The sequence below is a fragment of the Oerskovia turbata genome (genome assembly GCF_000718325.1).
Taxonomy (GTDB): Bacteria; Actinomycetota; Actinomycetes; order Actinomycetales; family Cellulomonadaceae; genus Oerskovia; species Oerskovia turbata.
This window is the reverse complement of sequence record NZ_JOFV01000001.1, coordinates 268,184-294,890: the sequence shown is the minus strand read 5'-3', so window position 1 is coordinate 294,890 and position 26,707 is coordinate 268,184. Positions and strand designations below refer to the sequence as shown.

The 26,707-nt window shown below is 71.5% G+C and carries 17 protein-coding genes; 4 read left to right on the top strand and 13 right to left on the bottom strand.

From position 1 onward, the window contains the following. Window positions 1-23 precede the first annotated feature (23 nt). The 6 genes from IE95_RS0101265 to IE95_RS0101240 all read right to left on the bottom strand — a co-directional run bounded on the left by IE95_RS0101265 (window position 24) and on the right by IE95_RS0101240 (window position 11,206). Window positions 24-3,494, bottom strand: coding sequence for a bifunctional glycosyltransferase/CDP-glycerol:glycerophosphate glycerophosphotransferase (locus tag IE95_RS0101265; protein WP_084689667.1), 3,471 nt, complete (start codon window positions 3,492-3,494; stop codon window positions 24-26). Beyond that, window positions 3,472-4,740, bottom strand: a complete 1,269-nt coding sequence (wecC, locus tag IE95_RS0101260; protein WP_036570300.1) for a UDP-N-acetyl-D-mannosamine dehydrogenase — start codon at window positions 4,738-4,740, stop codon at window positions 3,472-3,474. Before wecC ends, IE95_RS0101265 begins: the two co-directional genes overlap by 23 nt. A gap of 18 nt (window positions 4,741-4,758) precedes the next feature. Beyond that, window positions 4,759-6,654, bottom strand: coding sequence for a glycosyltransferase family protein (locus IE95_RS0101255; RefSeq protein ID WP_240666198.1), 1,896 nt, complete (start codon window positions 6,652-6,654; stop codon window positions 4,759-4,761). A gap of 128 nt (window positions 6,655-6,782) precedes the next feature. Beyond that, window positions 6,783-8,066: a mannose-6-phosphate isomerase, class I gene (gene manA / locus IE95_RS0101250; RefSeq protein ID WP_030144150.1), complete on the bottom strand. Its 1,284-nt coding sequence runs from the start codon at window positions 8,064-8,066 to the stop codon at window positions 6,783-6,785. 16 nt (window positions 8,067-8,082) lie between these two features. Beyond that, a complete protein-coding gene (locus IE95_RS0101245; RefSeq protein ID WP_030144149.1) occupies window positions 8,083-9,555 on the bottom strand; it encodes an NCS2 family permease in 1,473 nt (490 codons plus the stop codon). A 133-nt stretch (window positions 9,556-9,688) separates the two neighbouring features. Beyond that, the gene (locus IE95_RS0101240; protein ID WP_051702554.1) at window positions 9,689-11,206 is read right to left on the bottom strand and encodes a sugar transferase; all 1,518 of its coding nucleotides are present in this window, start codon (window positions 11,204-11,206) and stop codon (window positions 9,689-9,691) included. Between the two features lie 638 nt (window positions 11,207-11,844). Here IE95_RS0101240 and IE95_RS0101235 point away from each other — a divergent pair. Next, on the top strand, window positions 11,845-12,093 hold the full coding sequence (locus IE95_RS0101235) for a DUF2530 domain-containing protein (RefSeq protein ID WP_030144147.1): 249 nt from the start codon (window positions 11,845-11,847) through the stop codon (window positions 12,091-12,093). A 13-nt stretch (window positions 12,094-12,106) separates the two neighbouring features. Here IE95_RS0101235 and IE95_RS0101230 read toward each other — a convergent pair whose 3' ends face one another. The 5 genes from IE95_RS0101230 to IE95_RS20960 form a co-directional block, all read right to left on the bottom strand. Next, the gene (locus tag IE95_RS0101230; RefSeq protein ID WP_240666197.1) at window positions 12,107-13,360 is read right to left on the bottom strand and encodes an MFS transporter; all 1,254 of its coding nucleotides are present in this window, start codon (window positions 13,358-13,360) and stop codon (window positions 12,107-12,109) included. Then, window positions 13,357-16,692 (bottom strand): sacsin N-terminal ATP-binding-like domain-containing protein, encoded by a 3,336-nt coding sequence (locus IE95_RS0101225; RefSeq protein WP_030144145.1) that lies wholly within the window; start codon window positions 16,690-16,692, stop codon window positions 13,357-13,359. Before IE95_RS0101225 ends, IE95_RS0101230 begins: the two co-directional genes overlap by 4 nt. After that, window positions 16,689-17,699, bottom strand: a complete 1,011-nt coding sequence (locus IE95_RS0101220) for a DUF3027 domain-containing protein (protein ID WP_084689666.1) — start codon at window positions 17,697-17,699, stop codon at window positions 16,689-16,691. The genes IE95_RS0101225 and IE95_RS0101220 overlap by 4 nt, the downstream gene beginning before the upstream one ends. Window position 17,700: 1 nt before the next feature. Continuing rightward, window positions 17,701-18,081: a cold-shock protein gene (locus tag IE95_RS0101215; RefSeq protein ID WP_030144143.1), complete on the bottom strand. Its 381-nt coding sequence runs from the start codon at window positions 18,079-18,081 to the stop codon at window positions 17,701-17,703. A 1,025-nt stretch (window positions 18,082-19,106) separates the two neighbouring features. Then, complete coding sequence (locus tag IE95_RS20960) at window positions 19,107-19,499, bottom strand: TetR family transcriptional regulator C-terminal domain-containing protein (RefSeq protein WP_240666196.1); 393 nt, start codon at window positions 19,497-19,499, stop codon at window positions 19,107-19,109. A 340-nt stretch (window positions 19,500-19,839) separates the two neighbouring features. Between IE95_RS20960 and IE95_RS0101195 the strand changes: the two genes are divergently transcribed. From IE95_RS0101195 to IE95_RS0101185, 3 genes are all read left to right on the top strand, one after another. After that, a complete protein-coding gene (locus tag IE95_RS0101195) occupies window positions 19,840-20,739 on the top strand; it encodes an alpha/beta fold hydrolase (RefSeq protein ID WP_051702552.1) in 900 nt (299 codons plus the stop codon). A gap of 73 nt (window positions 20,740-20,812) precedes the next feature. After that, complete coding sequence (locus IE95_RS0101190) at window positions 20,813-23,413, top strand: helicase-associated domain-containing protein (RefSeq protein ID WP_051702551.1); 2,601 nt, start codon at window positions 20,813-20,815, stop codon at window positions 23,411-23,413. Window positions 23,414-23,437: 24 nt separating this feature from the next. Continuing rightward, on the top strand, window positions 23,438-25,105 hold the full coding sequence (locus IE95_RS0101185; protein WP_030144139.1) for a DNA repair helicase XPB: 1,668 nt from the start codon (window positions 23,438-23,440) through the stop codon (window positions 25,103-25,105). 189 nt (window positions 25,106-25,294) lie between these two features. On the opposite strand, the gene IE95_RS0101180 is transcribed toward IE95_RS0101185, so the two are convergent. Both IE95_RS0101180 and IE95_RS0101175 read right to left on the bottom strand, forming a co-directional pair. After that, window positions 25,295-26,008, bottom strand: a complete 714-nt coding sequence (locus IE95_RS0101180; protein WP_030144138.1) for a DUF5701 family protein — start codon at window positions 26,006-26,008, stop codon at window positions 25,295-25,297. A gap of 73 nt (window positions 26,009-26,081) precedes the next feature. Then, a complete protein-coding gene (locus tag IE95_RS0101175) occupies window positions 26,082-26,573 on the bottom strand; it encodes a GNAT family N-acetyltransferase (protein WP_030144137.1) in 492 nt (163 codons plus the stop codon). Window positions 26,574-26,707: the final 134 nt, after the last annotated feature.

Sequence of the window (26,707 nt, the reverse complement as noted above, 5' to 3'; positions counted from 1 at the left end):
TTGTTGTGTTTGTGGCATGTTCATCATCCGAGCGCGTCGGTGATCCGCGCGTGTATTTTGGCCTGAGCTTCGTCGAAGAGTGCAACGGTCTGAATCGTCACTGCCTTTGGGGCGCGAGACCGAAGTGCCTTGGCCACCAAGGGTTCAAGACCCTGCTGGTCACGTGCGATCGGCCACCTGCTGTCAGTGGGCCAGCCCCTGTAGAAGCCTCGTTCCACGTCCCGGTAGTAGTCGAGGTCGGGCGCATAGTGCACCACCGGTCGCCCCGTAAGTTCGAAGTCATAGAGGATTGATGAGTAGTCGGTGACGAGAACATCGCTCACCAGCAACAGATCCTCAGCCTTGGGATAGGTACTCACGTCGAGGACACCTGGACCTTCGCCATACCGTCCACGCGTCATGTGGTGCGATCGCAGGAGCACCCGTGCCCCCCAGGAGGCCGCAAGCTGGTCGAGCCGCAACCGCGTGGTCCAGTCCAGCCATGAACTTCGGTCGGCGTCTCGCCAGGTCGGGGCGTAGAGAACGATCCGCTCCTCCGCCGCGATGCCCAGGCGCGAGCGAATCTCCTGCTCTCGCTCTCCAGCATCCCGGGCGAGTACGTCGACTCGAGGCTGTGGCCCGATCAGGGTGTCCCCCCGATACCCCAGACCGGAACGTAGGTCCTTCTCCGCCTGCTCGTCCGGGGCGAGAAGAAGATCCCACTGCACGACCTGGCGCTCCATCAGTCGGCGGTAAGTAAGCGGGACTCGTGCTCGAGGCAGGTCGAGGAGGAGCCTCTTCAGAGGAGCGCCGTGCCACGTCTGAAGGAAGAACTGATCGTCCGACTTCGAGAAGTAGTGCGGAAAGTTGTTGTTGTTGATGAGGACCTTCGTCGACTTGAGCGCCATGTGCCACTCGCGTGATCCTGTCACCAGAGGGATGGCATCGGCCGGCAGTGGGACACTGTGGTCCTTCACAGACCAGTAGAACGGCGCAGTGACGCCTGCTCGGCGCAGCCCCAGGTGCAATGCCCCTGGGTTGTCGGCTCCCGACTTGCCATTGAAGGACTCGAACAGGACCGCCGGGCGGAGCGGTCGCTCGGACACGAGCGCTCGCAACTGTCGTTGTCCACGTCTTGTCCGTTCCTCCGCCGTGAGGGGTGCGGCGACATTGACACCGACGGAGCCGTCACGACGGGTCTCCGCTCGTACGGTGGCGTCGTGCAGCCGAACCTCGACATCGCGGCGCGCGATCTCACCGACACCACGTACCCACTGGTCCACCTCACCGGTCGCGTGTTCCGACCATCGCAGGAAGAAGCCACTGGAAGGCAGCGCTACCCGCCTCGTAGTCGGATCCGTTGTCGAAAGCGTGAACCATGCGCGATATTGGCCGTTCTCGGCGACATCCAATTGGTGGGGCTCCACCTGGACCCGAGAGCTCGTCAAGGCCACACGGAAGACGTCTGGTCGTGGATCAGTACGGCCTGCGATGACGATCTCGTCGCCTCGGCCTGCCTCGATCTTCGTGACACTGACGCGGCGCGCTCGTTCCTCGACGACGAGCCGGCCTCGGTCATCGTGGACCGAGCGTGTTCGGGAGGTCGGATCGCCAGCCGTCAACAGACCCCAGGAGACGTGCCTGGAACGTCCTTCACGGTCCACTGCCTCGACCAGCCAGCGTCGCTCCCCAGAGACTAGGAGTGCACGAGGCAATGGAGGGAGCGTCCCCTCGAATGCGCGATGGCCCTCACCTCCCGGTCCGTTCACGGGGAGCAACTCGCAAAGATCCGCTCCTTGTCGCAGAAGGACCTTACTAGTCGTGTCTCCGTCCCGATCCTCGATCTCGACCCTCACGTCACGTCCGACCGCACTCGCGACGCAAGTCAAGACCTGGACCGCGACGCGTTCGACGATGAGCCGGTCATAGTGGTCAGTCCTGGCCACGTTCCGGTGGAGGTCGGCCACTGGCCCCGGCCACACTCGCTGTGCCCCTCGTCGCACCTTCACCGAAGTTCGGACCTCGACCTCACCGACGCACGTCGATGCGGCAAAGATGAGCGAGCCGCCGTCGGGAAGGTGCGGAACATGCACCGTTCCCTCGAATCCGGTCATCGTGTAGCTACGCCAAGGGTCGCCGACTTGCTCGTCGACCGTCGTGTCTGGCATAGGCACGAGTGAGAGAACGACCTCTTCGCCGTCCTCGCGGATCGCGACGATCCGGAGGGGCGTCGGGACCGCGCCATAGTCCAGACCTGGAACGTAGAGCGAGCCGCGCACACGCAGGACGTCAGGCGCATCCCACTCGACAGCGTGGATCGAGCCTGCCAGCTTCAGGTCGACTGACTGAACCTCCAACAGTGCAGGGGGGATCGGGGTCCGAAGGCGCGGCAGATATGACGGGGCGATTTCCAGCCCACTTGCACTCAGCTCGAACGGGACGCTGGTCGTGTCCTCCAGCCGTGTCGCGAGAATCTCCTCGACGTCCTCGCGCGCCCCCGCGGTGAGCACGGCCGCCAGTATGCGCTCCTGGGCCGGCATCTTCGTCCATGAAGTCGCAGGTGCACGATGTGCGATGCGCGCCGCGCCTTCGGCGAGCAGGTTCCAGTACTCGTCGTCGGACGTGGGGACGTGCTCAGCGTGCAGCGCCAGGTCAGAACCCAACCATTTGGCGAAGACATGCGCTCTCACATGCTCCTGATGTCCGTCAACAAGATGGGACAGCCGGTCGATGACCTCAAGCCGATCCCGCAGGTCTGTAATCTCCTGCTTGTTCTGTGACCGGGAACGTCGACCCTCGGGTAGCCGCCACGCATAGACATCACGGTTCAGTACATCGAAGGTCCCCGGGGCCAACGCCATCCGTAGCGTAGGTTCTTGGTCTTCGTAATTGACCGCCTCGGGAATACCGGGCACCATTGAGTTCCACACGGTACGCCGATAGACCTTGTTCCAGAGGACCGGCTCGTCGAGTATCTCCGGTGTTTCCGCGACCGTCGTCGCGTGCCGCTCGACCCCATGCCCCTTCTCGACAATTGCGGGTCGGTGCTGGCCGGATCCGCCCGTGCGAAGATACCCACCCGATGCAAAGTTCGACCCTGTACGCTCCAATGTTTCGACCATCGCCGCATACGCACCCGGCAGGACGACATCATCTGCGTCGGCGAACGCGAGGAACTTGCCCTGCGCCTCGGAGATGCCCAGGTTGCGCGCTGCCCCCGCTCCGACGGAGGTGGTTCTCTTCAGGCGAACCCTCGAGTCGACTGCGGCAAACTCCTCGACGAGCGCTGCGGTGCGGTCGGTGGAACCGTCATCCACTACGACCACGTCGATGTCTCGGAGCGACTGGTTGAGGATGCTCCGAAGGCACTCGTTGATGCTTGCTTCAGCGTTGAACGCAGGTACGACGACGGTCAGGGAAGTGCGGCGGTTCGCTCGTCTGAACCTTCGCAAGCCCCGCGCTGCCGAGAGCCGCAATTTAAGCAGCGAACCACTAGACAAGTGTCTGCCGATCATCCGAGGAAGCCCGGCGAGAGAAACTGATGAACCGTTCGTCGCTCACGACATCCTGGTCGATACTCTGGAAGACGTCGTGATCGACCAGATGCACCACGAGCTCGGCCCCGACCAACCCGTCGTCGAGGGAGGCCAAGACTACGTTCGGCCACTTGCCAAGATTGGCTGGGAGTGAGCGGACATGAGGCTCGACGACGCGCAGCTCGGCCGTCGGGCAGAGCTTCGCCAGCCTGTCGACGATTTGGACCGCGGGAGACTCTCGCATGTCGTCGATGTTGGGCTTGAACGCGAGCCCCAGAACGGTGATTCTCTTCAGCCCTGCCCGTTCAGCAATTCCGGCGACCTGCCTAGCAACCCGGCGCGGCTTGGCGTCGTTGACCTTACGGGCTCGCTTGATGAGCTTCGAGTTCTTCGGGTCAGAAGCCACGATGAACCATGGGTCCACAGCGATGCAGTGCCCGCCGACTCCGGCACCCGGCTTCAAGATATTCACACGCGGGTGGTGATTCGCAAGATCGATCAGTTCCCAGACATCGATGCCGAGATTGTCGCTGATCACCGAAAGCTCGTTGGCGAAGGCGATGTTCACGTCACGGAACGAGTTCTCGACGAGCTTGGCCATCTCGGCAGTGACTGCGTTCGTCAAGTGAATCTCACCCTGGCAGAACACATGGTAGAGGTCACGAGCACGCTCGGCAGCCTCGGTCGTCAACCCGCCGACGATCCGGTCGTTCGTCACCAGCTCGATCATGACGCGGCCGGGGAGCACACGCTCAGGGCAGTGGGCTACGTGAATGATGGGCCGATCATCAGAACCGTCCAGACTCAGGTCAGGACGAGCACCGAGGATCCAGTCCGCCATCTGCTGTGTCGTGCCAGGTGGGGAGGTCGATTCGAGGATCAGCAGTTCGCCACCTTGCAGGTGTGGCGCGATCGCATGAGCTGCCGCCTCTACATAGGAGAGATCTGGCTTCCTGTTGTCCGTGAAGGGCGTCGGGACCGCCACGATGAACGCGTCCGCCGGCGCAGGTGTGAGTGCCGCACTGAGCTTTCCCTGCGTCACCGCCCCCGCGACGTAGGTCGCGAGATCGGGCTCGACGAAGGGCACATCACCACGGTTGACCGCATCGACGGTCCGCTGGCTGATGTCCACACCCAGGACCGTGACGTCCTGAGACGCCAGGATCGCAGCCGTGGGAAGGCCGATGTACCCCAGTCCGATCACCGCTACCGAGCTGATGCCCATGTGCTTGGTTCTCCTCGCTCAGAACGAAACGTGCTGATCGGCACGCCCGTAGAACTGCACCTCGCCGCTCGCAAGCAGCTCGGCGTCGGACACCGTCCACGTGTGCGCACCGGAGCCGGAGCGCACCTGGACGAAGTTGAATCGGTCCGCCGAGTAGACGCGAGCGCCCGCGTCCACAGCATCCCGAAGAAAAGCGGAGTCCTCACCGCGGCTCACATCCTGGAACGGAGTCGCCACCGCAAGGTCGCGCCGAGCGACGATCGTCGGCCCCATGACGAAGTCCGTGAACCGGTGCTCACGCTCCGCGAACCGCAGGAGCGTGGCGTCCATCCCCTCGATGTACATGTAGTGCGCCTGCTTGCCCACGACCTCTGCGCCGCTGTACGCCAGGGCATGCACCTGGTCCGAGAGGTACTGCGCCCCGTACAGGTCGTCGTCGTCCATCTTGGCGACGACGTCGCCGTCAGCGGCCGCGACGAGGCGGTTGAGGCAACCGCCGAGCGGCACCTCGGAGCCAGCCGTCAGGAGGACCAGGTCCTCGATGCCCGCTTCCTTGGCGCGCATTCGCACGTCCGCCTCGTCGACCTCGAACCCGTGGGTCAGCAGAGCGAGCTGGAGTGCCACGTCCTCCTGGGCGCCGACCGAGCGCAGGACGTGGTCGAGCTGATGAGGCCGGTTGGTCGAGACCAGGGCCGTGACCGACGCGCGCGGCACCACGGGAGAGTCCACCAGGCCGACGCCGTGCAGCACGCTCTGCACGCGGTCCCCGTACGTGTGCTCACGCCAGATGCGTCGCTGCCCCAGGTGCGTCGCGCGACCACGCAGCTCCGCAGAGCGCACGAGCGCCCGTACCGTGCTCCCGGCCTCCGCACGGTCCGAGACCACGAAGACCTCGTCGGCCGGGAAGAACTCACCGATCGCTCGGCTCGGGGTCGTCACCACCGGTGTCCCGCAGGCCGTGATCTCGAAGACCCGGCGAGCACACATGCTGGGCGAGTCCACGATCGAGTTCACGTTGAGGAACACCTTGTACTCGCGGTACGCGGTGAGCATCCGTTCGTAGTCCAACGACCCCACGACCCGGCCGGCCAGCGGTTCAGGGAACTGGTAGTTCGGGTCCCCGCCCCGGAAGCGGGAGAAGATCTCGAGCCCATGCTCCATGCGCGACGAGACGTCGAACGCCCCACCGAGGAGAAGATCCATCTGCTCGCGGCGCTCGGGGTACTTGTGGGCGAAGTACATGCCGCCGAACGCGACGTCCCGCTCCGGGCCGCGCCCGTGCGACCGGACCGGGTTGTGGATCGCAGGCTGGGCGGCGAAGGGAAGGACGCTCACGCGGTCGTGGCCGAGCCGCTCGACGTAGTCCGGCACGCGGTGGACGTCGGTCGTGCAGACGTGGTCGAAGAGGGCCGCGGTGTCGAGGAAGTCCTCGAAGTGGGCGGGGTCCTCCTTGTTCCAGAAGACCGTCGGGATCCCCCGCTCGCGGCAGTACGCGACCAGCTCCACGACCTCGGGCATGGGAGCCGACGGCCCCGTCAGGTGGTACTGCCACGCTCCACCGTTGCCGTTCCACGCCGACTCGACGAAGAGGAGGTCGATCGGCTGCTCAGCGAGGGTGTCACGCCACGTCGAGGGGCTGAGGAGCACCTGGTCCCACTCGAACGCGAACGCGAGCCGGGAGAAGTCGTCGAGGATCACCCCGACGCGCAGGCCGGGCCGGGACGGTCGACGGTCCGAGACGTCCCAGGGGTCGAACGTCAGCCCGTCCCGCGTGACGTACCCGCCGCGGCCTCTCCCCGGCGACGGCACTCGCTGCCGTCGCAGGAACGACCTCAGCTGCGCGACACCACCGTGCCGAAGATGCCAGAGGGCCCGGCGCACCGCGCTCGGTCCCCCGCCCCTGCGAGTCGTCACATCCGCCATCCTGGCTCGTTGCTCTTGGAACCCCCTGGTCCAGCGCCTGCGCAGGAACGGCCTGGACGAGCGAGCCGCGGAGTGCGGCACTATAGTACCGCTCTCACACCTCGCCCGACCCACGCGTCTCAGGGCACGTACGCGATGACCGCCCGGCCGGATCCGTGCAGCGACAACGGTCCCGCCGCATGCGGGACGAAGACCGCCCGCCCCGACCTGACTGCTACGCGCAGAGATTCACCCGCCAGGACGCTACCAGCAGCACCGCACTCCAGCTCGACCTGTCCGTCGAGGACCAGCACGATCCTCGGCCCCTCGGCGGGCAGGGACAGGAACGCTGCGTCGCTGTCCACCTCGCCCATGACCAGGGCGAACTCAGGGATCGCCGCCCGGTACTCGCGCAGCCCCTCGCCCCCCGCGAACGAGCCGTGCCGTGCCGCTGCCGGGAGAACCCCCAGACGCCGGATCTGCGGCCGTGCCGCAGGCCCCGGGGCATAGGTCACGCACGCCAGCAGCGACTCGACGTCCACGCGCTTGCTGGTCAGCCCCGCCCGCAGCACGTTGTCCGAGCTCGACATGATCTCGACCGCGCACCCCGACAGGTAGGCGTGCACGTGCCCGGCAGGGACGAACATCGACTCCCCCGGCTCGAGCGTGACCCGGTTCAGCATGAGCGACACCACGGCCCCGGGGTCTCCCGGGTGCTGCTCCGCCAGGGCGAGCACGGTCGCATCGGCACGCGGCGACGTCGTGCCTGCTCCCAGGCGGGCCCTGACGTCGGCGACCGTCGACGCCAGGTCCGCGGCGACGTCGGGCGAGGTCCTCGCGTGCAGCGCGAGCGTGAACGCCTCCCGCAGGCCCGCAGCCGAGGGCTGCGCCTCGAGCGCGGCCCTCATCCCGGCGGCCAGGTCGCCGCGCAACCCACCCAGCAGCTCCAGGATCCGCACCGGCCGACGGAAGCCCGAGAGCCCCTCGAAACGGGAGACCGCCACGACCATCTCCGGCTTGTGCTGGTCGTCGTGGAAGCTGCGCTCGGGCGAGTCGCGAGGAACGCCCTCACGGTTCTCCCGGTTGAACCCCGCGCGGGCACGGTGCGGCTGAGGATGCACCTGCAGCGACAGCGCGCGGTCCGCAGCAAGGACCTTCAGCAGGTACGGCAGCCGCGGACCGTAGTCGTCGAGGACGCGCTGCCCCAGCATCCGGACCGGGTCGTTGCGGATCAGGTCCGCGAGGGACGCGGAGGGCCCGCCGTCGACCGAAGCCGACGACGGGCCCTTCGGGTGCGCCCCCATCCACATCTCTGCGAGAGGCTCCCCGTCCTGCTCCAACCCCAGGAGCGTGTGCAACGCGCTCCTCGAACCCCAGTCGTAGGACTGGAGGGTGGGGGTCAGGCGCAGGATAGAGAGGCTCATCGCCTGAGAGCGTACGTCAGACGCCCAGGGCGTCGCTGATCGGGTCGAGGGTGAAGTAGATGATGAACGCGACCGCGGAGACCCACATGAGCGGGTGGATCGCCTTGACCTTGCCGAGAGCCAGCTTGATGACCACGAAGGCCAGGAAGCCCGCGCCGATGCCCGCGGTGATCGAGTAGGTGAAGGGCATGAGGGCGATCGTGAGGAACGCGGGGATCGCGACCTCGACGTTCGTCCACTTGATGCCCGTGATCTGCGTCATCATGAGGAAGCCGACGAGGACCAGCGCAGGCGCGGCGGCCTCGCTCGGGACGAGCGCGACGAGCGGCGACAGGAACGTCGCCAGCAGGAAGGCGATCCCCGTCACCACGGCCGCGAGGCCCGTGCGCGCGCCCTCGCCGACGCCGGTCGTCGACTCGACGTAGCTCGTGTTGGACGAGACGCTCGCGGCACCACCGGCCGCCGCGGCGACCGAGTCGACGATGAGGATCGCACGCGACTTCGGCGGGTTGCCCGTCTCGTCGAGCAGCTTGCCCTCCGCACCGACCGCGACCATGGTGCCCATGGTGTCGAAGAAGTCGGCGAGCAGCAGCGAGAAGACGAGCAGGACGACCGTGACGATGCCGACCTTCTCGATCGACCCGAGCAGCGAGAACTGACCCAGCAGACCGAAGTCGGGGACCGCGACCGGGCTGCCCTCGAGCTCGGGAGCGTTCAGGCTCCACCCGTTGGCCGCGCCCGCACCCTTGGTGCCGACACCCGCGACCGCCTGGACGACCACTGCCACGACCGTCGCGGCGAGGATCGAGATGAGGATCGCACCCCGGACCTTACGGACCCACAGGACGATCATGAGGACCAGCCCGACGACGAAGACGAGGATCGGCCAGCCCGCGAGCGAACCGGTCGAACCGAGCTGGAGCGGCGTGCCGCCGCCCGAGGCCACGAAGCCGGCGTTGACGAGGCCGACGAGCGCGATGAACAGGCCGATGCCGACGCTGATCGCCGTCTTGAGCTCGACCGGCACCGCCCGGAAGACCGCCTCACGGAAGCCCGTCAGGACGAGCACGAGGATGATGAGGCCCTCGATCACGACGATGCCCATCGCGTCGGCCCACGTGACGTCAGGGATCGTGGCGATCGTGAACGCGACGACCGCGTTGAGGCCCAGGCCCGCGGCCAGGGCCATGGGGTAGTTCGCGAAGACCCCCATCGCGATCGTCATGATGCCCGCGACGAGCGCCGTGGTCGCGGCGATCATCGGGAAGTTCGCGCCGTCCGTGCCACCACCCAGGAACTGACCCGTGCCGTCGGGGGCCGTCCCGAGGATGATCGGGTTGAGGATGATGATGTAGGACATCGCGAAGAACGTGACGAGACCGCCACGGATCTCGGCGCCGATGGTCGAGCCGCGCTCGGTGATCTTGAAGAAGCGGTCGATGCCGCTGGAACGCGGGGGGGCTTCGCGCTCGTCAGTCGTGGTGGTCATGGGGAGAATGGTGCCAGATCCCGTGTTGCGCTTCCGAATCGTCCATGTCACGTGCTAGTGACGTGTCCGCGGTCACGTCCCGTCCGCCGACACGCTGCGCAGGCAGCCGCGGCAGCCGCGTCGGCGGCAGCGCTCAGTACGCCCCGCTCCCGGAGACGACGGCTCTCGCCGTGCGCGCCAGGATGAGGATGTCGCCGAACAGCGTCCAGTTCTCGACGTAGTAGACGTCGAGGCGCACGCTCTCCTCCCAGGACAGGTCCGAGCGGCCGCCGACCTGCCACAGGCCCGTCAGACCGGGCTTGACGAGCAGGCGCCGACGGACCTTCTTCTCGTAGGTGCTGACCTCGCGCGGCAGCGGCGGCCGCGGGCCCACGAGGCTCATGTCGCCCCGCAGGACGTTGAAGATCTGCGGCAGCTCGTCGAGCGAGTAGCGGCGGATGAAGCGGCCCACGGTCGTGACGCGAGGGTCGTTGCGGATCTTGAAGAGCGGCCCGGACCCCTCGTTGTCCGCGGAGAGCGCGGTGAGGTCCAGGTCGGACCCGACGCGCATGGACCGGAACTTGAGCATCGAGAACGTCTCGCCGTTGCGCCCGACCCGCTGCTGGGAGTAGAAGACCGGCCCACGGCTCGTGAGCATGACCGCGAGCCCGACGGCGATCAGGACGGGCAGCAGGAGGAACGTCAGGATCGCCGCGCCGAACCAGTCCGAGATCGACTTGACCACGAACTTGGGGCCGCTGAACCGCGGCGCGTCGACGTGCAGGAGCGACACGGACTCGGCCGGGGTGATGGTGATGCGGGGCCCGGCGACGTCGACCAGCTCGGTCGTGAGCATGAGGTCGACGCCGAAGGGCTCGAGCTCCCAGCTGAGGTGGCGCACGACGTCCGCGGTCACGGCGTCCGAGCCGCTCACCGCGACGCACCCGGCGCCGACCCGGGCCGCGATCTCGCCGGCGGAGCGGAGGTCGCCGAGGACGGGCACGCCCAGGATGGCGTCGCCCTCGCCGGAACGGCCGCTGGGGGTGCACACGGCGACGACCCGGTACCCGGAGCTGTCGCGGTCGTTGAGGTCGCGGATCAGGCGCTCGGCCTGGTCGCGATGCCCGATCGCGAGGACGGCGGTGCGGTGGGAGCCGGCGGCCCGCTTGCGGTGCAGCCACTGTCGCCAGAAGTAGCGCCCCAGCAGGAGTCCCGCGAGGCCGAGGGGGAACGCGAAGATCAGGTAGCCGCGAGCCTCCTGGAAGCGCAGGAGGAAGGCGAGGATCGCGAGGACGCCGAAGAGTCGCCAGGACGCGTCGAAGACCCGCTGGTACTCGGTGGGGCCGCTGCCGACGACCCGTACGTCGCGTGTCTTGGCGAACGCGAGCGAGCCGGCCCAGGCGACGCCGATCAGGACGCTCAGGACGAGGTAGGGGAGGAACAGGTTCTCCCGGACGGGCTGGCTGATGAACTGGTCCCACCGCAGGAAGTACGCGGCGGTGACGCCGATCGTGATCGCCAGGAAGTCGGTGAGGACGAGGCGGATCCGGTACGACCGCTCCCACGTGACCGTCGCGAACGCCGCGCGGACCGCCCGGAGGGGCCCTGGTGGCGCAGCTGTCAGGATGTGGCGGAGTCCACGACGCGAGTCGTGAATGACGCTTCCGGCCATGGGCCCGGCTACCTCTCGATCAATCCGACAGCCGGTTCTGGACCGTCGGAACGCCTCATCGTAAGAGTCGGCACGCAAATAATTGAATGACCAACCGGCCTTTTCACCCGGGTGAGAAGGTCGCTTGTCCGGCGAGTCCCAAGCCTGGGATCCCGCCGATCCTGGCGCCGGTCCGGGAGACTTGGCAGGTCGGGGAATGGTGATGGACAGATGTCCAAGTCGAGGAGGATCGGAATCCTCCCCGCTCGGCGCCGCGAGCAGCACAGGAATTTCCTGTACACCCGTCCAACGAAGGATGATCTGCGAAGTGGGGATCGTAGCGGCTGGGGTTGCCGCACCGGAACCCCGTCCGCGCTCCGTCCCACCCGGGAGAGACCTCCCTGCGAGCGCCTTGTGACACCGCTCACGGGTGAAAACGGGCAAGTCTTCCTAGCGGGTCGCCCGCTCTGTCGATCGATGTCGCGCTCCCGCTGACCGTTAGATCACGATACGAGCGTTTTGCGATGCCGGCTCCTCGGCAGGGACGGAGCTTTTAGCACGGCAACCCGCGCGTCGGGGGCAACGACGCGCCGCAGAGAGTCGACTTCTTTTTCACCCGACGGGACGAGCACGAGACGTAGACTGCGAGCGTGCCCTCGATGATCTCCCTGCTGGTCCACCCGGAGCGGCGCCGCCCCAACCCGCCGGCGCTGCGCGTCGATCTCAAGCCCGTGATCCTGGTGGGAATGAGCCTGTGGGCCGTCGCCCTCGTGGTCTCGGTCGTCCTCCTGGTCCTCGACCGGGCGACGTTCGAGCTCCCCGCGACCTGCGCGGCCGGGATCGTGCTCGGCATGATCGGGCTCGGATGGGAACGTCGCGACCGGAACGAGTACCGCTCGCAGGACTGAGCCGCCCGCAGGACTACCTGTCCCGGCTCTCGATCCCCGCCCGACGGCGCGTGGTCCGGTTCGCGTGCACCGACCACCGCGGGACCCACCGCGCGAGCGCGACCGCGCCGAGCAGTCCCACGGTCCCCGACGCGACGATCCCGCCCGCGAGGCTCCCCAGCGCGGCACCGGCCGAGACCACGAGCGGACCGAGCGCGGACCCGGAGTCCTGGAAGAGCCGCCAGATCCCGAGGAACTGCGCACGGACGTCCGCTGGTGCGACGTCGGCGCCGAGCGTCATGAGGATGCCCGAGCCGATCCCGTTGCCGAAGCCCATGACCATCGCGACCACGGCCACCCCGGCGACGGTGCTCGTGAGCGGCAGCACGACGATCGCCCCGCCGAGCACGAGCATGCACGGGATCGCGACCCACAGCCTCCCCCAGCGGTCCATGACCTTCCCCGCGGGGTAGAACAGCAGCATGTCGACGGCTCCCGAGAGCCCGAAGATCACGCTCGTGGTGGCGGGACTGAAGCCCAGGTGCTCGGACCACAGGGGCAGCACCACCTGACGGGCAGCCCGCGTGGCCCCGACCATGACGACCGCGAACCCGAGCGTCGCGAACACGTGCCGGTTCGCGGCGAGGACCGTGCGGAAGCTGACCGGGGTCACGGACCGCCGGTGGGCCGTGGCGCCCGCTGCGACGTCGGGCACGAGAGCCGTCACCAGCCCCGCGACGACGCTCGCACCGACGGCCAGCCAGTACACCGCGGGCAGGTCCCAGACCCACAGCACCGCGGCCGCCGCGAACGGTCCCACGAACGCACCGATCCGGTGCGTGCCCGCGAGCGTCGACAACGCCCTGGCGCGCTTGAGCACGGGCGTGACCTCGGTCAGGTAGGCCTGCCGGGCGAGCATGAACACCGCGTTGGTCATGCCGACGCAGAAGACCCCCGCACCCAGTACCCACAGGTTGGGCGCGAGCGCGCACGCCACGAGGCCGACGATCGAGGCGGCAGCGGCCGTCATCATGGCCCGCCGGTCGCCGAACCGGGCCGCGAACGCACCGGCCGGCACGTCCCCGGCGATCTGCCCGAGCCCCAGCAGCGCGACGACGAACCCGGCCAGCGCGATCCCGGCCCCCATCGAGACGGCGCTCAGCGCCACGACGGGGACGATCGCGCTGACCCCCGCCTCGAACACGAAGGTCGGCACGTACACGCCGCCCACGAGGCGACGGTCGAAGATGCCGGCCGGTCCGGCGGGGGGCTGCACCGTCCGGCTCACTCCCCGTCCCACGCGGTCTCGGCCAGCAGGTCGTCGACCGCCGCGGGGTCGAGCAGCGCGGACTCCAGCAGGTGCCGCGCCCCGGGCCGCCCGGCGGCCGCGGCCAGGCCTCGCGCCAGGCCCGCGGTCGTCGAGGCGTGGACCTCGGGTCCCACGCTGCCCGCGCACACCCACCAGTCGACCTCGACACCGTCCACCGTCAGGGCGTCGTGCTCGAACCAGCCCCCGGGCACCCCCGGGACGAGCGCCGCGACCCGAGGGTCGAGCGCCTGCGGTGAGCCGGCGCCGTCCGGCGGGGGGACCTCGGGCGTGCCCGGGGCCGGGAGCAGCGGCAGGTCCAGGAGGTCCGCCAGGGCCGCGCCCTCGTCCGTGCCCGGGGAGGTCCGCCCAGGAAGGGCGACCGGCAGCACGGTCCGCACCTGCGCCCACATCGCGCTCGTCGCCACGGCCAGGTCCTCGGCCCGGGCGCACGTCGCGTCGGCCCCGCGCAGGCCGGGCAGGCGGTCGGGCAGCTCGTCGAGCTCCCGGCGGTGCGCCGAGCGGGCGAGCGCACCCAACCCCTGCCACACCGCGAGCGCGTCGGGCAGGTCGAGGCGCGCGCCGACGTCGGGCAGCGCGGCCAGGTAGTCCGGCCAGTCCGCCGGTGCCAGGTCGCCCAGGTCCGCGACCCCGCCCAGGGCGCGCACGACCTCGGCGTCCAGGCCACGGGTCTCGGCGGGCGGGTCGGGCAGGAACGGTGCCCCGCCCCGCTCGGCCGCGAAGGGCGCGCCCAGGTGCCGGCGCACCCACCACGCGGTGTACGACGGCGCGTCCCCGACCCGCGCGCCGCCCTGCGCCCGGACGGGGGCGAGGAGCGCGGCGCGGGCCCCGGGCTCGCGGGCCAGGCGCGCGAGGAACGCGGGCCACGCGTCGTCGGCGACGGCGTCCAGGTCCGCGACGGCGTCGAGGTCCCCCACGTACGCCCCTCCCCCGACGAGCCCGCCGAGGATCGCGAGGTAGTCGGCCCAGCCGTCGAGCCACGACTGCGGGTCGTCGGGATCGTCCGGCAGGTCCGCGTCGGCGTCCCACGGCGTCAGGACGTCACGGACCCGGTGGACCGTCACGTCGCCCGGGACCCCGGCCGCGCGCAGGACGTCCTCGCCCCAGCGCTCGACGACGCCGTCGGCGAGCGGGACCAGGCCGTCCAGGTGCTCGGCGGCCCACGACCCCGGCACGACGCACTCGCGCGCCGCGGACAGCTCGCCGTCGGCCGTCGGCAGCGGGAGCTCGCCCCACCAGAAGGGCACGTCCTCGGGCAGCGCCCCCTCGGCGAGCGCGGCCCGCACGAGCGCCAGCACCTGCCCGACGGCGGCGGGCACCACGTCCTGGACCTCGCCGCCCGCGTCGAGGTCGTCGAGCAGGTCGCCGTCCGCGACCCGGTCCGCGAGGTGCAGCACCTGGTCCCGGACCGCAGGCTCGGTCAGCAGCCCACGAGCCGACGACGGCGTCGCCCCCAGCCGCTCGAGGAGCGGGTGGACGGCGTCGGGATGGACGAGGCGCAGACCGAGCGAACGGGCGAGATCGGCGACCCCCGGCCGGGTCGGCCCTGTCGCGGCAGGCCCGCCGGGCCCGACGTCCCCGTCGGCCGCGGCAGAGGCAGAGGCAGCGGCCTCCACGAGCAGGACCCCGCGGGCTCCCCGCGCGGTCCGGCCGTCGGCGAGCGGGACCGTGACCGCACCGAGCGCGTCGAGCACCCCCGGTTGGCCCGCGTGCGGGGCGAGGGCCGCATAGACCTCGCGCCACGCGGTCGGGCCCATGCCCGCGGGCAGCTCGTCGAGCAGGTCCGCGAGCTCACGGGACCGCACGCCGAGCGACCGCGCGACCGCGTGCAGCGACGACGGCACGTCGACGAGGTCCGGCACCGTCCGACCGAGCACGGCCACCACCGCCGCGTCGCGCCCGACCTCGCCCGCGAGGACCTGGGCGTCACGCGGCGCGACCATCCGGCTGTCGGGGCGCAGGACGGTCGACCCGTCGAGGACAGGATCGTCGACGTCGGCCCCCGGCGGCGACAGCAGCCGCGTGCCGCGCAGCGCGGAGAGCGCAGCGTCCCGGACCTGGGCGTCGAGCGCCCCTGCCGGCAACCCCGTGGGCACGAGGCCCAGGACCGAGGCGCCGCGCTCGACGGCGACGCGCCCGAGCAGGCGCGCGTACGCGCCTCCCGCGACCTCGGCCAGCGCGGACGTGACCGGACCGGGCAGGACGTGCCGACGGCTCGGGTCCAGCGGGAACGACGCGACGAGCAGCGCCGCGAAGGTCATCGGCTCGTCGGTCGGCGTCGGAGCGTGCAGCACGCCCGCGACCGCCTCGCTCGGCGCAGGAGCCGACCGGGGCAGCGCCCACAGCACGCTCCATCCGCCGTGCCGCTGCTCGACCGGCAGCGAGTCCACGAGACCCGCGTCGAACGCCCCGCGCTCACGCACGACCGTCCAGCGGGCGGCCACGTCGTGCAGGCGACGCGCCCGCAGGGGCCCGTCGTCGTCCTCGATCTCGACCAGGACCTCGTCCAGGGCGGGCAGCGCCAGGAGCAGCGCGTCGTCCACCTCGGCGAGCTGGGCACGGACCGCGTCGAGCGCGACCCGGTCCCGCAGGCGCAGGGCGACGACCGTGCCCGACGGCGCAGGCCCGGTCGCCCCGTCGGGGCCGCCCGGGACGTCAGGGCCGACGGGGCCGCCCGGCAGCGCGTCCGCCGCGAACGGGAGCCGCAGCACGGGCAGGGCGTCGCCCCGCTCGCGGACCGCGGCCCCGAGCCGGTCGGCCGCTACGGCTCCGACCCGCGGGTCCTTCCGCGCGACCACGACGGCCTCCGTCAGCGCCGCTCGCGTCCGCGCCAGGGAGAACGTCACCCCGCCGAGCGTCGAGCGCACCGAGACCTCGTCCGCGACCGAACGAACAGCCGCGAAACCCACCCCGAACCGGCCCACCCGCCCGGGGGCTCCGTCCGCGGACGGGGGCTCCGCCGTCGGGCCGCCGGGACGCTTGGCCGACGCGCGCATCGACGACAACGACGCGACGCCCTCCGCGTCCAGCGGTGCCCCGGAGTTCTCGGCCGTCAACCACCACGCACCGCCCGCGTCCCGCGCCAGGCGTAGCACGAGGCGGCCCGGGGATCCCGCGTGCGCCGCGGCGTCGGCGGCGTTCTGCGCGAGCTCGACGACCACCCGGTCGCGGTAGTACCCCCGGGCGTGGTCCTCCTCGGTGTTCGCGTCCTCCCGGAAGCGGGTCGGGGACGCGAGCCACGCCTCCGTGACGGCTCGGCGAAGAGCCGACGTCCCGAAGGCGTCCGTCGTCACCGGGCCGGCTCGTCCGGGTCCGCGTCCTGCTCCGGCGTGGACTCCGGTGCGCTCACCGACCCCGACGACGACCCCGGCTCGGGAAGCGTGATCCGCGACAGCGCGAGCTCGATGCTCGCCGCGGCCTCCGCGGAACGCTCGGCCACCGGGGCCGCGGGGCCAGCAGGAGGCTCACCCGGTCCGGACGCGGCGCCCGCCGCGTCCCGGGCCGCGTCCAGGAGCTGGACGATCTCGACGTCCATCTCGTCGATCAGCGGGTCCGCGGCAGGCCAGTCCGTCGGGTGCGGCTCGACGTCCGTCTCCGAGTGCGCCCCGCACCCGTGGTCGAGGCTCACGACCTTGCCGTCGTCGGGCGACCACGCGTTCGCGCACACGCCGAAGACCTGACCCAGGGCACCCTGCAGCGGGACCAGGAAACCGCACGAGCCGCACTCGGCCGCCGAGGAGACGGCCCCCGGCGCCGTGGGGCCGCGGGTGCCGCGGTACCAGCGCTCGGCCGCCTCGTCGCGCCCCTCGGGCGACAGCACCCGGGCACGCGCGAGCGCAAGCTCCTCGATCGCGACGGCGTCCTGCTCCTCGTCGCCCGTCGGGACGTAGCCGGGCTCGAGCCGCGGGTCGTCCGCCTGGAACGGCAGCACGTCACCGACGCCGATGTCCCCCGGCCGCAGACGCTCCGACCACGGCAACCACTCGGGCGCCAGGATGGACCCGTCGCCCGGCAGGAGCTCGACCTCGCACACCGTCGCGGTGCGGCCGCGCGGGACCCGGGCCAGCGTCACCGTCCAGCGCCACCCCCGGTACCCGAGCATGGTGCACGCGAACTGGTGCGAGATGAGGCGGTCCTCCTCGACGACCGTCCCCAGGTGCTCGCCCACGTCCCGGACGTGCTCGGCGACCTGCTCCGCCGCAGCGCGCGCGAGATCCACCGCGCCCGTGAGCACGGCGTCCTTGGCGGCGCGCGCGCTCACACGACGGGTCGAACCCTCAGCGGCGGCTACGGCAGCCATGTCATGCCTCCAGGTCGTCGGCGACGGCGCGCAGCACCTTGGCGAGCTGGGCTCCCTGCGCGGCATCCGGGTACCGGCCACGGCGCAACGAGCCACCGACCTTGTCCATGACCTTGATGAGGTCCTCGATCACGACCCCCAGGTCCTCGGCCGGGCGGCGCTGAGCCTTCGCCACGGACGGCGCAGGGTCGAGCAGCTTGATCGCGAGCGCCTGCGGGCCGCGTCGCCCGTCGGCCACGCCGAACTCGACCCGCGCACCGGGCTTGGGTGCCGCTCCGTCGGGCAGGGCGGAAGCATGCAGGAAGACCTCGTCGCCCTCATCGCTCGCGATGAAGCCGAACCCTCGTTCGGTGTCGAACCACTTGACCTTGCCGGTGGGCACGTGAACCTCGTTTGTGCTCGTGGGAATCAGAACTCCCAGGCTACCGGGACGAAGCCCTCACAGTCGCATCCGCCGGGCCGCGCCCCGACGAGCGCGCCCGGGTGAGTTCCGGCAGCGGGGAGTTCTCCCCATGGAAGGAGGCTGCGGCCTGTCTGCGGCCTCCACTAGCCTTCGGGCGACCGCCGACGCACCGCGTCGGTCGAGCCGCCGCCGACCCAGAGGGTTCCTCAGGACCACGCCGCCCACCTTCCCCCCGCCGACCCCTCGGGAGCGTGGCAGCAGCCCGCAGGCGGCGCGACCCCCGCGCCGGCCCCGGTCACGACCGTCAGGCCCTCCCGGCTGCGCACCGGCCTCGTGCTCGGCGACGCCGCGACCGCGGCCCTCGTCCTGGTCGGCGGAGGCGTATTCGCCTACAGCGCGCTCGACGGCGGCGGGGCCCAGCCCGAGGCCGGCAGCCGCGAAGAAGGCACCGTTGGCCGACGCCCCGCAGTTCGCCGCCGACATGAAGGCCCTGGGCGATCCCGGGCTGATCTCCTACTGGGCGGACGTGGAGGGCACGATCTCCGCGCTCGAGGGGCAGGCGGGCGCCGAGGGGCTGGGCGCGGTCCTCACCCAGGGCCTCCGCTCGGTCGCCGGTGCGGCGCGGGTGGGCGCCGACCACCTGGAGATCGCGATCACCGTCGGCGCCGACGAGGAGGTCCTCGCGCCGATGAAGGCGGCGGGGACCTCGCTCCTCACGGGGCTGCCGGACAGCTCCCTGTTCGCCTCGTCCGCGACCGTGGACCCCGCGTCGGTCGACGAGCTCTGGGGCCTACCTCGACGTCGACGCGCTCGAGTCGATCGCCCGCGCGAACATCGACGCGACAGGCGGCGACGACTCGTGGATGGCCTACGTCGAGCCCCTGCGAGCCGTCGGGGTGTCCAGCCGGGTCGTGGGCGACCACAGCCTCACGAGCCTGCGCGTCAGCTTCGACTGACACATACGCGCACCTTGGCGCCCGTGCGCGTGGCTACGCGCGCGGGCCTCAGGCCGTGGCGACGAGACCGTCGAGCAGCGCAGGGTCCGCGCCGGCGGCCAGCAGGCGTGAGCGCATCCCTGCCGCGGCGAGCGCGTAGGAGCGGTCGTCCCCCAGCAGCAGCGACCGCGAGTTCGCGGCCTCGTCGAGCGCGACCAGCTCGAACGCCAGCTGCTCGGCCTCGTCCTGGTCGATCGTGAGCTCGCCCGCCGCGACCGCGGCCCTCGCCTGGGCCCCGACGTACCCGTACCAGGTGGCGAGAGCCGTCCGCACGGCGTCGTTGACGGGGCCGGGCTTGGAGTCGACGTCGGCCGATGTCGCCGCGAAGAAGCAGCCGCCCGGGAAGACCCGGTCCTTGGAGTAGTCCAGGGCGTTGCGCAGCAGCGCGACCAGGCGGCGCACCCCCCCTGGGCTCGGCCCGGGCGGGCTCGACGATCGTCGCGACGAAGACCTCGCGGGCCGCGGCGACCGTCGCGAGCTGCAGACCTTCCTTGCCGTGGAAGAGCGTGGCGATGCTGCTCTTGCTGCGCCCCGACTCCTCTGCCAGGCGGCCGATGGTCAGGCCGTCGAGCCCCTCGATCGAGGCGAGGTCCGTCGCGCTCCTGAGCACGACCGCGCGCGACGCGTCGCCCCGGGCGCGCCTGCCGTCGAGAACAGCGGGATCAGCCATCTCCCTAGTGTACGAACGATCGATCGCGTAATCTACACAACGAACGTTCGTGCGTATTGATCTGGAGGAGCCATGCCCACGCCGTACACCCTGGTCGGCCGCACCCTGCGGGCCGTCGGCACCCTGTCAGCGAACCTCGCGGGGCGCCTCGCGCTCCGCACCTTCTTCGTCACCACGCCGCGTACCCCGGTGCGCGACGCCGACGTCGACACCCATCACGCCGCGCGGCGGTCAAGGCTCGACGTCCGTGGACGCGACCTCGTGGTCTACGAGTGGGGCACCGGCCCCGACACCGTGCTGGTCCTCCACGGGTGGCGCGGGCGTGCGTCCCAGCTCGCGCCGCTGGTGCGCGAACTCGTCAGCGAGGGGTTCCGCGTCGTGTCCTTCGACGCCCCTGCCCACGGCGACTCCCCCGGCGGGCGGTCCGACATCCGCGACTGGGTCGCCGCGGCGGAAGCCCTCGACCGGCTCCGCGGCCCCTTCCGCGCAATCGTCGGACACTCGCTGGGCGCCCTGGCCGCGCTCACCGCGGCCCGCACGTCCGTGCGGACCGGACGGGTCGCCGTCGTGTCCGGGGTCGGCGGGCCCGACGCGTTCCTCACCGCGTTCACACGCGAGTTCCGGCTCGACGACGCCACCCGGACGCAGCTCGAGGCGCGCTTCCACGAGAGGCTGGGCGAGAACCAGGACTCCGTCACGGCCCGCTATGACGCGGTCACGCACCCGCTGCCCGCAGGGACCGAGCTGCTCGTCGTGCACGACCGCGGCGACCGGCGCATGCCCGACCACGACGCGCACCGCCTGCACGACGCGCACGCCGGCCGGTCGGCCATGGTCCGCACCTCCGGGTCCGGCCACACCTCGATCCTCTCGTCCGACCCCGCGCTCGACGCCCTCACCGCGTTCGTCCGCGGCGGGCTCGCTGCGGTCGACGACCTCGCGCCCGTCACGGAGCACGCAGCGGGGCCGTGAACGTCGAGGATCATCCGTCCGTGCGGAAGGTGCCCGGGGCGGGCGAACCCCCGACCCGCGTAACATCGGACGGATGGCCTCAACGCCTCCGGCTCCGCGCCGGACCTTCCCCGAGGCTCTTCGCTCCCGCAGCGACGAGCACCTCGTCGCGCTGCTGCTGCAGCGCCCTGACCTGGCCACTCCTTCGCCGTCGACGCTGCGCTCGCTCGCAGCACGTGCCACCAGCCGCACCAGCCTGGACCGGGCGATCGCCCGGCTCGACGCCCTCGAGCTCCAGGTCCTCGAATCCGTCCTCGTCCTCGGGGACCAGCCCCCTGCGCCGACGTCGCGCCCCGCTCCCACCCGACCACCGAGCCGTGCCCCGGGCGAGGACGCGGCCGTGACGGTCGACCGCGTCCTCGCCGCCCTGGGGGCGGGCGACGCCGACGCCCCGGTCGTGCGCGCCGCGCTCGCACACCTCGAGGAGGCCGCGCTGCTGTGGGACCGTGACCCGTCGCAACGCACCGACCTCGCGGTCGCACCGGGCCTGTCCGAGGTCCTCGGCCCCTACCCGGCCGGGCTCGGCCCCACCGACCCGTCGTCCCCGCTCGCCCCCCGTGCAGCCGCCGCTCCCGCGGGCGACCGGGCCCCGGCCGACGACCAGGCCGGCACCGGGACGACCGCCCTCGCCGACCTCCTGGCGGACGCGCCACCCGGTGCCCGCAGCATCCTCGACGCCCTCACCTGGGGGCCGCCCGTGGGCGTCGCGCCGCGCGCCGACCCCGTCGGCCGCGAGGCGACGACCTGGCTCCTGCGGCAGCGCCTCCTGCTCGCGTCCGACGAACGGCACGTCGTCCTGCCCCGAGAGGTCGCCCTCGCGCTGCGCGGAGGCCGCACGCACGCCCGGCCGCTCGCCCACCCTCCCGAGCCCGACGCCCCGCACTTCGCCGAGGACACCGTCGCCGCGGAAGCCGCGCGCGCGGCGCAGGACGCGGTCCGGCTCGTCGCACACCTCCTCGCGCTGTGGCAGGCCTCGCCACCGAGCGTCCTGCGCGCGGGCGGGCTCGGGGTGCGGGACCTCCGGCGCCTCGCGACGACGCTCGAGGTCGAGGAGCCGACGGCGGCGTTCGTCGCCGAGCTCGCGCTCGCCGCTGGACTCGTGGTCGACGACGGCGAGGACCCTCCCTCGTTCACCGTCACGGTCACGGGCGAGGACTGGCTCGAGCTTCCCCTAGCACCACGCTGGGCGCTGCTCGCCGCGGCCTGGGCGGGCTCGGGCCGGACGCCGTGGACCGTCGGCAGCCGTGACGAGCGGGGCACGCTGCGCTCCGCGCTCGAACCCGACCTCACCCGGCCGTGGGTCCCGCGCCTGCGCTCCGACCTGCTGTCCGCGCTCGCCGACCGCCCCGGGACCGCCCTGACGTCGGGCGACCTCCTGGAGGTCCTGCGCTGGGGGTCGCCCCGGTCGGTCCCTCCGCTCCAGGCGATCGAGGGCCTGCTCCACGAGGCCCACCTCCTGGGCGTCACGGGGGTCGGGGCACTCGCCCCCACGGGCCGCACACTCCTGCGGCCCGACGGCGCCACACCCCCCGCGCGCACGAGCTCGCCCTCCGCGTCGAGCGGGTCGGGCGCGCCCGCGCTCACGTCCGCGGAAGCGGCGCTCGCGACCGCGCTCGAGTCCGTCCTGCCGCCCGAGGTCGACGACCTCCTGCTCCAGGGCGACCTCACGGGGATCGTCCCGGGGCGGCCGAGCACCGCGCTCGAACGGCTCCTGGAGGACGCCGCCGAGGTCGAGTCGCGCGGGGCCGCGATCACGGTCCGCTTCACCCCCGAGTCCCTGACCCGCGCGTTCGACGCCGGCCGCACCGCGGACGACCTGCTGGCCGACCTCGCGAACCACTCGCGGGCCTCGCTCCCCCAACCCCTCGACTACCTCGTCCGCGACACCGCTCGCCGGCACGGGCGGCTACGGGTCGGGAGCGCGTCGAGCTACGTGCGCGCGGAGGACCCGGCGCTCCTGACGGGCCTCGTCGAGGACCCGGCGCTGCGCCACCTGTCGCTGTTCCGCATCGCGCCCACCGTCCTGGTCTCCCTCTCTCCCGCGGCGACGCTCCAGGCCGCGCTGCGCGACCGCGGCCTCGCCTCGACCGTCGAAGGACCCGACGGGCGGGTCGTGCGCACCGAGCGGCTCCGCACCACGGTCCGTTCCCGCGTGGGCGGGCGACGCCCGCTGGACACGGCCACCCGGGGGCGCTCCGCCGTCGGGCCGGCGGTGCACCAGGATGACGCCGCGGCCCGGCGCGAACGGTACGCCGAGCTCGTCCCCCGGCTGCGCGCAGCCGACGACGCGGCGCTCGCCGCACCCCCCGCCGCGACAGCCCGTGCGGACGTCGCGCCCGAGCCCCGCGGAACAACCGAACCCCCCGCGGCGTTGGGACTCCTGCGCGACGCGATCGACGCGGGCGACCACGTGGTGCTCGAGACGATCGACCCCACCGGTCAACCGACCCGGCGCCGCGTGAAGCCCCTCGTCCTGGAGGGCGGCCGCCTGCGCGCCCTCGACCCCGCACGCGACGCCGAGCTGACCGTCGCCGTCCACCGCATCGCGGGCGTCTTCACGGACGCCCCCGCCCCCACCCAGGACGCGTCGACCGACACGACCACGAACGCGTCGGCGGGGGCGCCGAACGACTAGCTGTACCGACCCGGAAGGACGCCCATGGCCGACGGCCCCCTGATCGTGCAGAGCGACAAGACCTTGCTGCTCGAGGTCGACCACCCGCTCTCCGGCGACGCCCGACGGGCGATCGCCCCGTTCGCCGAGCTCGAGCGCGCCCCCGAGCACGTCCACACCTACCGGCTCACGCCGCTCGGGCTGTGGAACGCGCGCGCCGCGGGGCACGACGCCGAGCAGGTCGTCAACGTCCTGCTCGAGTACAGCCGGTACCCCGTGCCGCACGCGCTGCTCGTCGACGTCGCCGAGACCATGGCGCGCTACGGGCGCCTCCAGCTCGTCGCGCACCCCACGCACGGGCTCGTGCTCCAGGCGACCGACAAGGCCGTGCTCGCCGAGGTCCTCAAGTCCAAGCGGACAGCCGGGCTGGTCGGCGACCGGCTCGGGGACGACGCGGTGATCGTCCACCCGTCCGAGCGCGGGCACCTCAAGCAGGTCCTGCTCAAGCTCGGCTGGCCCGCCGAGGACCTCGCAGGCTACGTCGACGGCGAGAAGCACCCCATCGACCTGTCGCCCACCGACCCGGCGCACGAGGACAAGCCCTGGGCCATGCGCCCCTACCAGCAGCAGGCCGTCGAGGGGTTCTGGCACGGGGGCAGCGGCGTCGTCGTGCTCCCCTGCGGCGCGGGCAAGACGATCGTCGGTGCCGGGGCCATGGCGAAGTCCGGGACGACGACCCTGATCCTCGTGACGAACACCGTGAGCGCGCGCCAGTGGCGCGACGAGCTCGTGCGACGCACGACGCTCACCGAGGACGAGATCGGCGAGTACTCGGGCGCCCGCAAGGAGATCAAGCCCGTCACCATCGCGACCTACCAGGTGCTCACGACCAAGCGGAAGGGCGTCTACACGCACCTCGAGCTGCTCGACGCGCGCGACTGGGGCCTCGTGGTCTACGACGAGGTCCACCTCCTGCCCGCACCCATCTTCCGTATGACCGCGGACCTCCAGGCCCGACGACGCCTGGGGCTGACCGCGACGCTCGTGCGCGAGGACGGGCGCGAGGACGAGGTCTTCAGCCTCATCGGGCCCAAGCGGTACGACGCCCCCTGGAAGGACATCGAAGCCCAGGGCTACATCGCGCCCGCCGACTGCGTCGAGGTGCGCCTCACGCTGTCCGACCGCGACCGCATGGCGTACGCGACCGCCGAGCCCGAGGACAAGTACCGGCTCGCGGCCACCGCGACGGGCAAGAACCGCGTCGTCGAGCAGATCGCGGCAGCGCACCCCGACGACCAGGTCCTCGTGATCGGCCAGTACCTCGACCAGCTCGAGGAGCTCGGCGACCACCTCGACGCGCCCGTCATCACGGGCGCCACGACGGTGCGCGAACGGCAGCGGCTGTTCGAGGCGTTCCGGTCCGGGGAGATCAACCGGCTCGTCGTGAGCAAGGTCGCGAACTTCTCGATCGACCTGCCCGAGGCGTCGGTCGCGATCCAGGTGTCGGGGTCGTTCGGGTCACGCCAGGAGGAGGCCCAGCGCCTGGGTCGCATCATGCGTCCCAAGCAGGACGGTCGCACCGCGCACTTCTACGCCGTCGTCTCGCGCGACACCGTCGACCAGGACTTCGCGGCGCACCGCCAGCGCTTCCTGGCGGAGCAGGGGTACGCCTACCGCATCGTCGACGCGGAGGACCTGGGCGTCGTGCAGTAGAGGGTGGGGGCCCGCGACGCAGGAGCGCGGCCCCCGCCCGGTACCGGCCGCCCTCGAGACGTGGCCCTCCGGGGTGGTGGGTGTGTTTTCTGCGGAGCGACAACAATTGTTGTCGCTCCGCAGAAAACACACCCACCTACCCTGCACCCGTCTGATCGTCGTCCGGCCCGGTTCCGTCCACCCGGTCGCCTACCCCGTCGGCGTTCCGACGCGACGCGCCCCCGACGCGAAGCCGAGCCACGCGTGCCGGTTGCCCGCCCAGCACCAGCCGACCTTGGGCGCACCGCGGCGTTCCTTGCCGTCGCGCCCGGTGCCGTTCGAGATCCACACGGCGGGCGTCCGGGAGTCGAGGCGTCCCTTGGCCTTGCGGAGCCGCGACCCGATCGTCATGTAGCAGTGGTTGCGCTCGACGACGCCGGGTGCCTGGAGCGCCCAGTGGATGCCTTCGCTGAGGAGCAGCGGGGTGCGGTCGCGGCGCGTGATCTCGGGCAGCGCCTCGTCGGGTGACCAGTTGGCCAGGTCGTCGCCGCGGTCGACGTCGGTCACGACGTACAGCGGGCCGTCGGGCAGCGTGAGCCCGTCGAGGGGTTCGAACCGGTCGACGTCGTCCATGTCGACGACCACGAACCCTTCCTTGTCGCCGAGCCGCAGCAGGGGCGCGAGGACGGACGGCGGGGCGAGGTGCGGGTGCACTGCGAGCAGCCCGCCGTCGGGCGCGCCGTGCGCAACATGTCCGACGGCGTCGCGCACCTGATCCACGGACAGTCCGGCCAGCTCGTGGACGCCGAGGGCGACGAGGCGCTGGGCCTGGTCGGCGAGGGAGGGCAGGGCCGACCCCGGGTGGGGGGCAGTGCTCAGGGGTGTGGTCCCGTCGGCGGGGGCGGGCGTCGTGCTGGTCGTCATGGCTTCCTCTCGTTCGTCCACGTCCAATCAACATAGTACGCCGTACGACTATTCCCGGCGGGCGCCCCGCCGCTCAGAGCTCGCGGTAGTAGTGCACGAGCGGCAACGCCGTGAACCCGCTCGCCTCGTACATGGCCCGAGCGGGCTCGTGGCCGTCGTCCCCGCCCGTCCACACGCTCGCGTAGGCGCAGCCCGCCTCGCGCATCAACCCCAAGGACGCGTCCATGAGCGCACGCCCCACCCCTGCCCGCTGCACGGACGGGTCGACCGCGACGAGCTCCACGTCGCCCGCGCGTCGCCCGTCGAGGTCAGGCTCCCCGAGCACGACCGTGGCGAAACCGACCACCCGTCCCCCGGCCTCCGCGACGAAGCTCGTCGCAGCATGGGTCGAACACGTCGAGCGCACCGTCTCTGCCTGGCTCCGACGCCAGTCGGGGTACGCGAGACGGTAGATCCGCTCACCGAGGATCGCGCGCCACGAGTCGTACACCGGCTCCCACGCGCGGAGCGAGAGATCGACGAGCGCGTCGAGGTCGGTCGGGAGCAGAGGTCTGATCGTCGTCACCGGCGGATCGTACGCAGCGTCACCGCAGCGACCGCCAGCGATTTCCCGCGACCCCGCCCCCACAGGCCCCGGCAGAACTCGTCGGGTGAAATGCCCCGGCGCGTCCCGTTTCGCGATTGCGGCACCCGCGACCC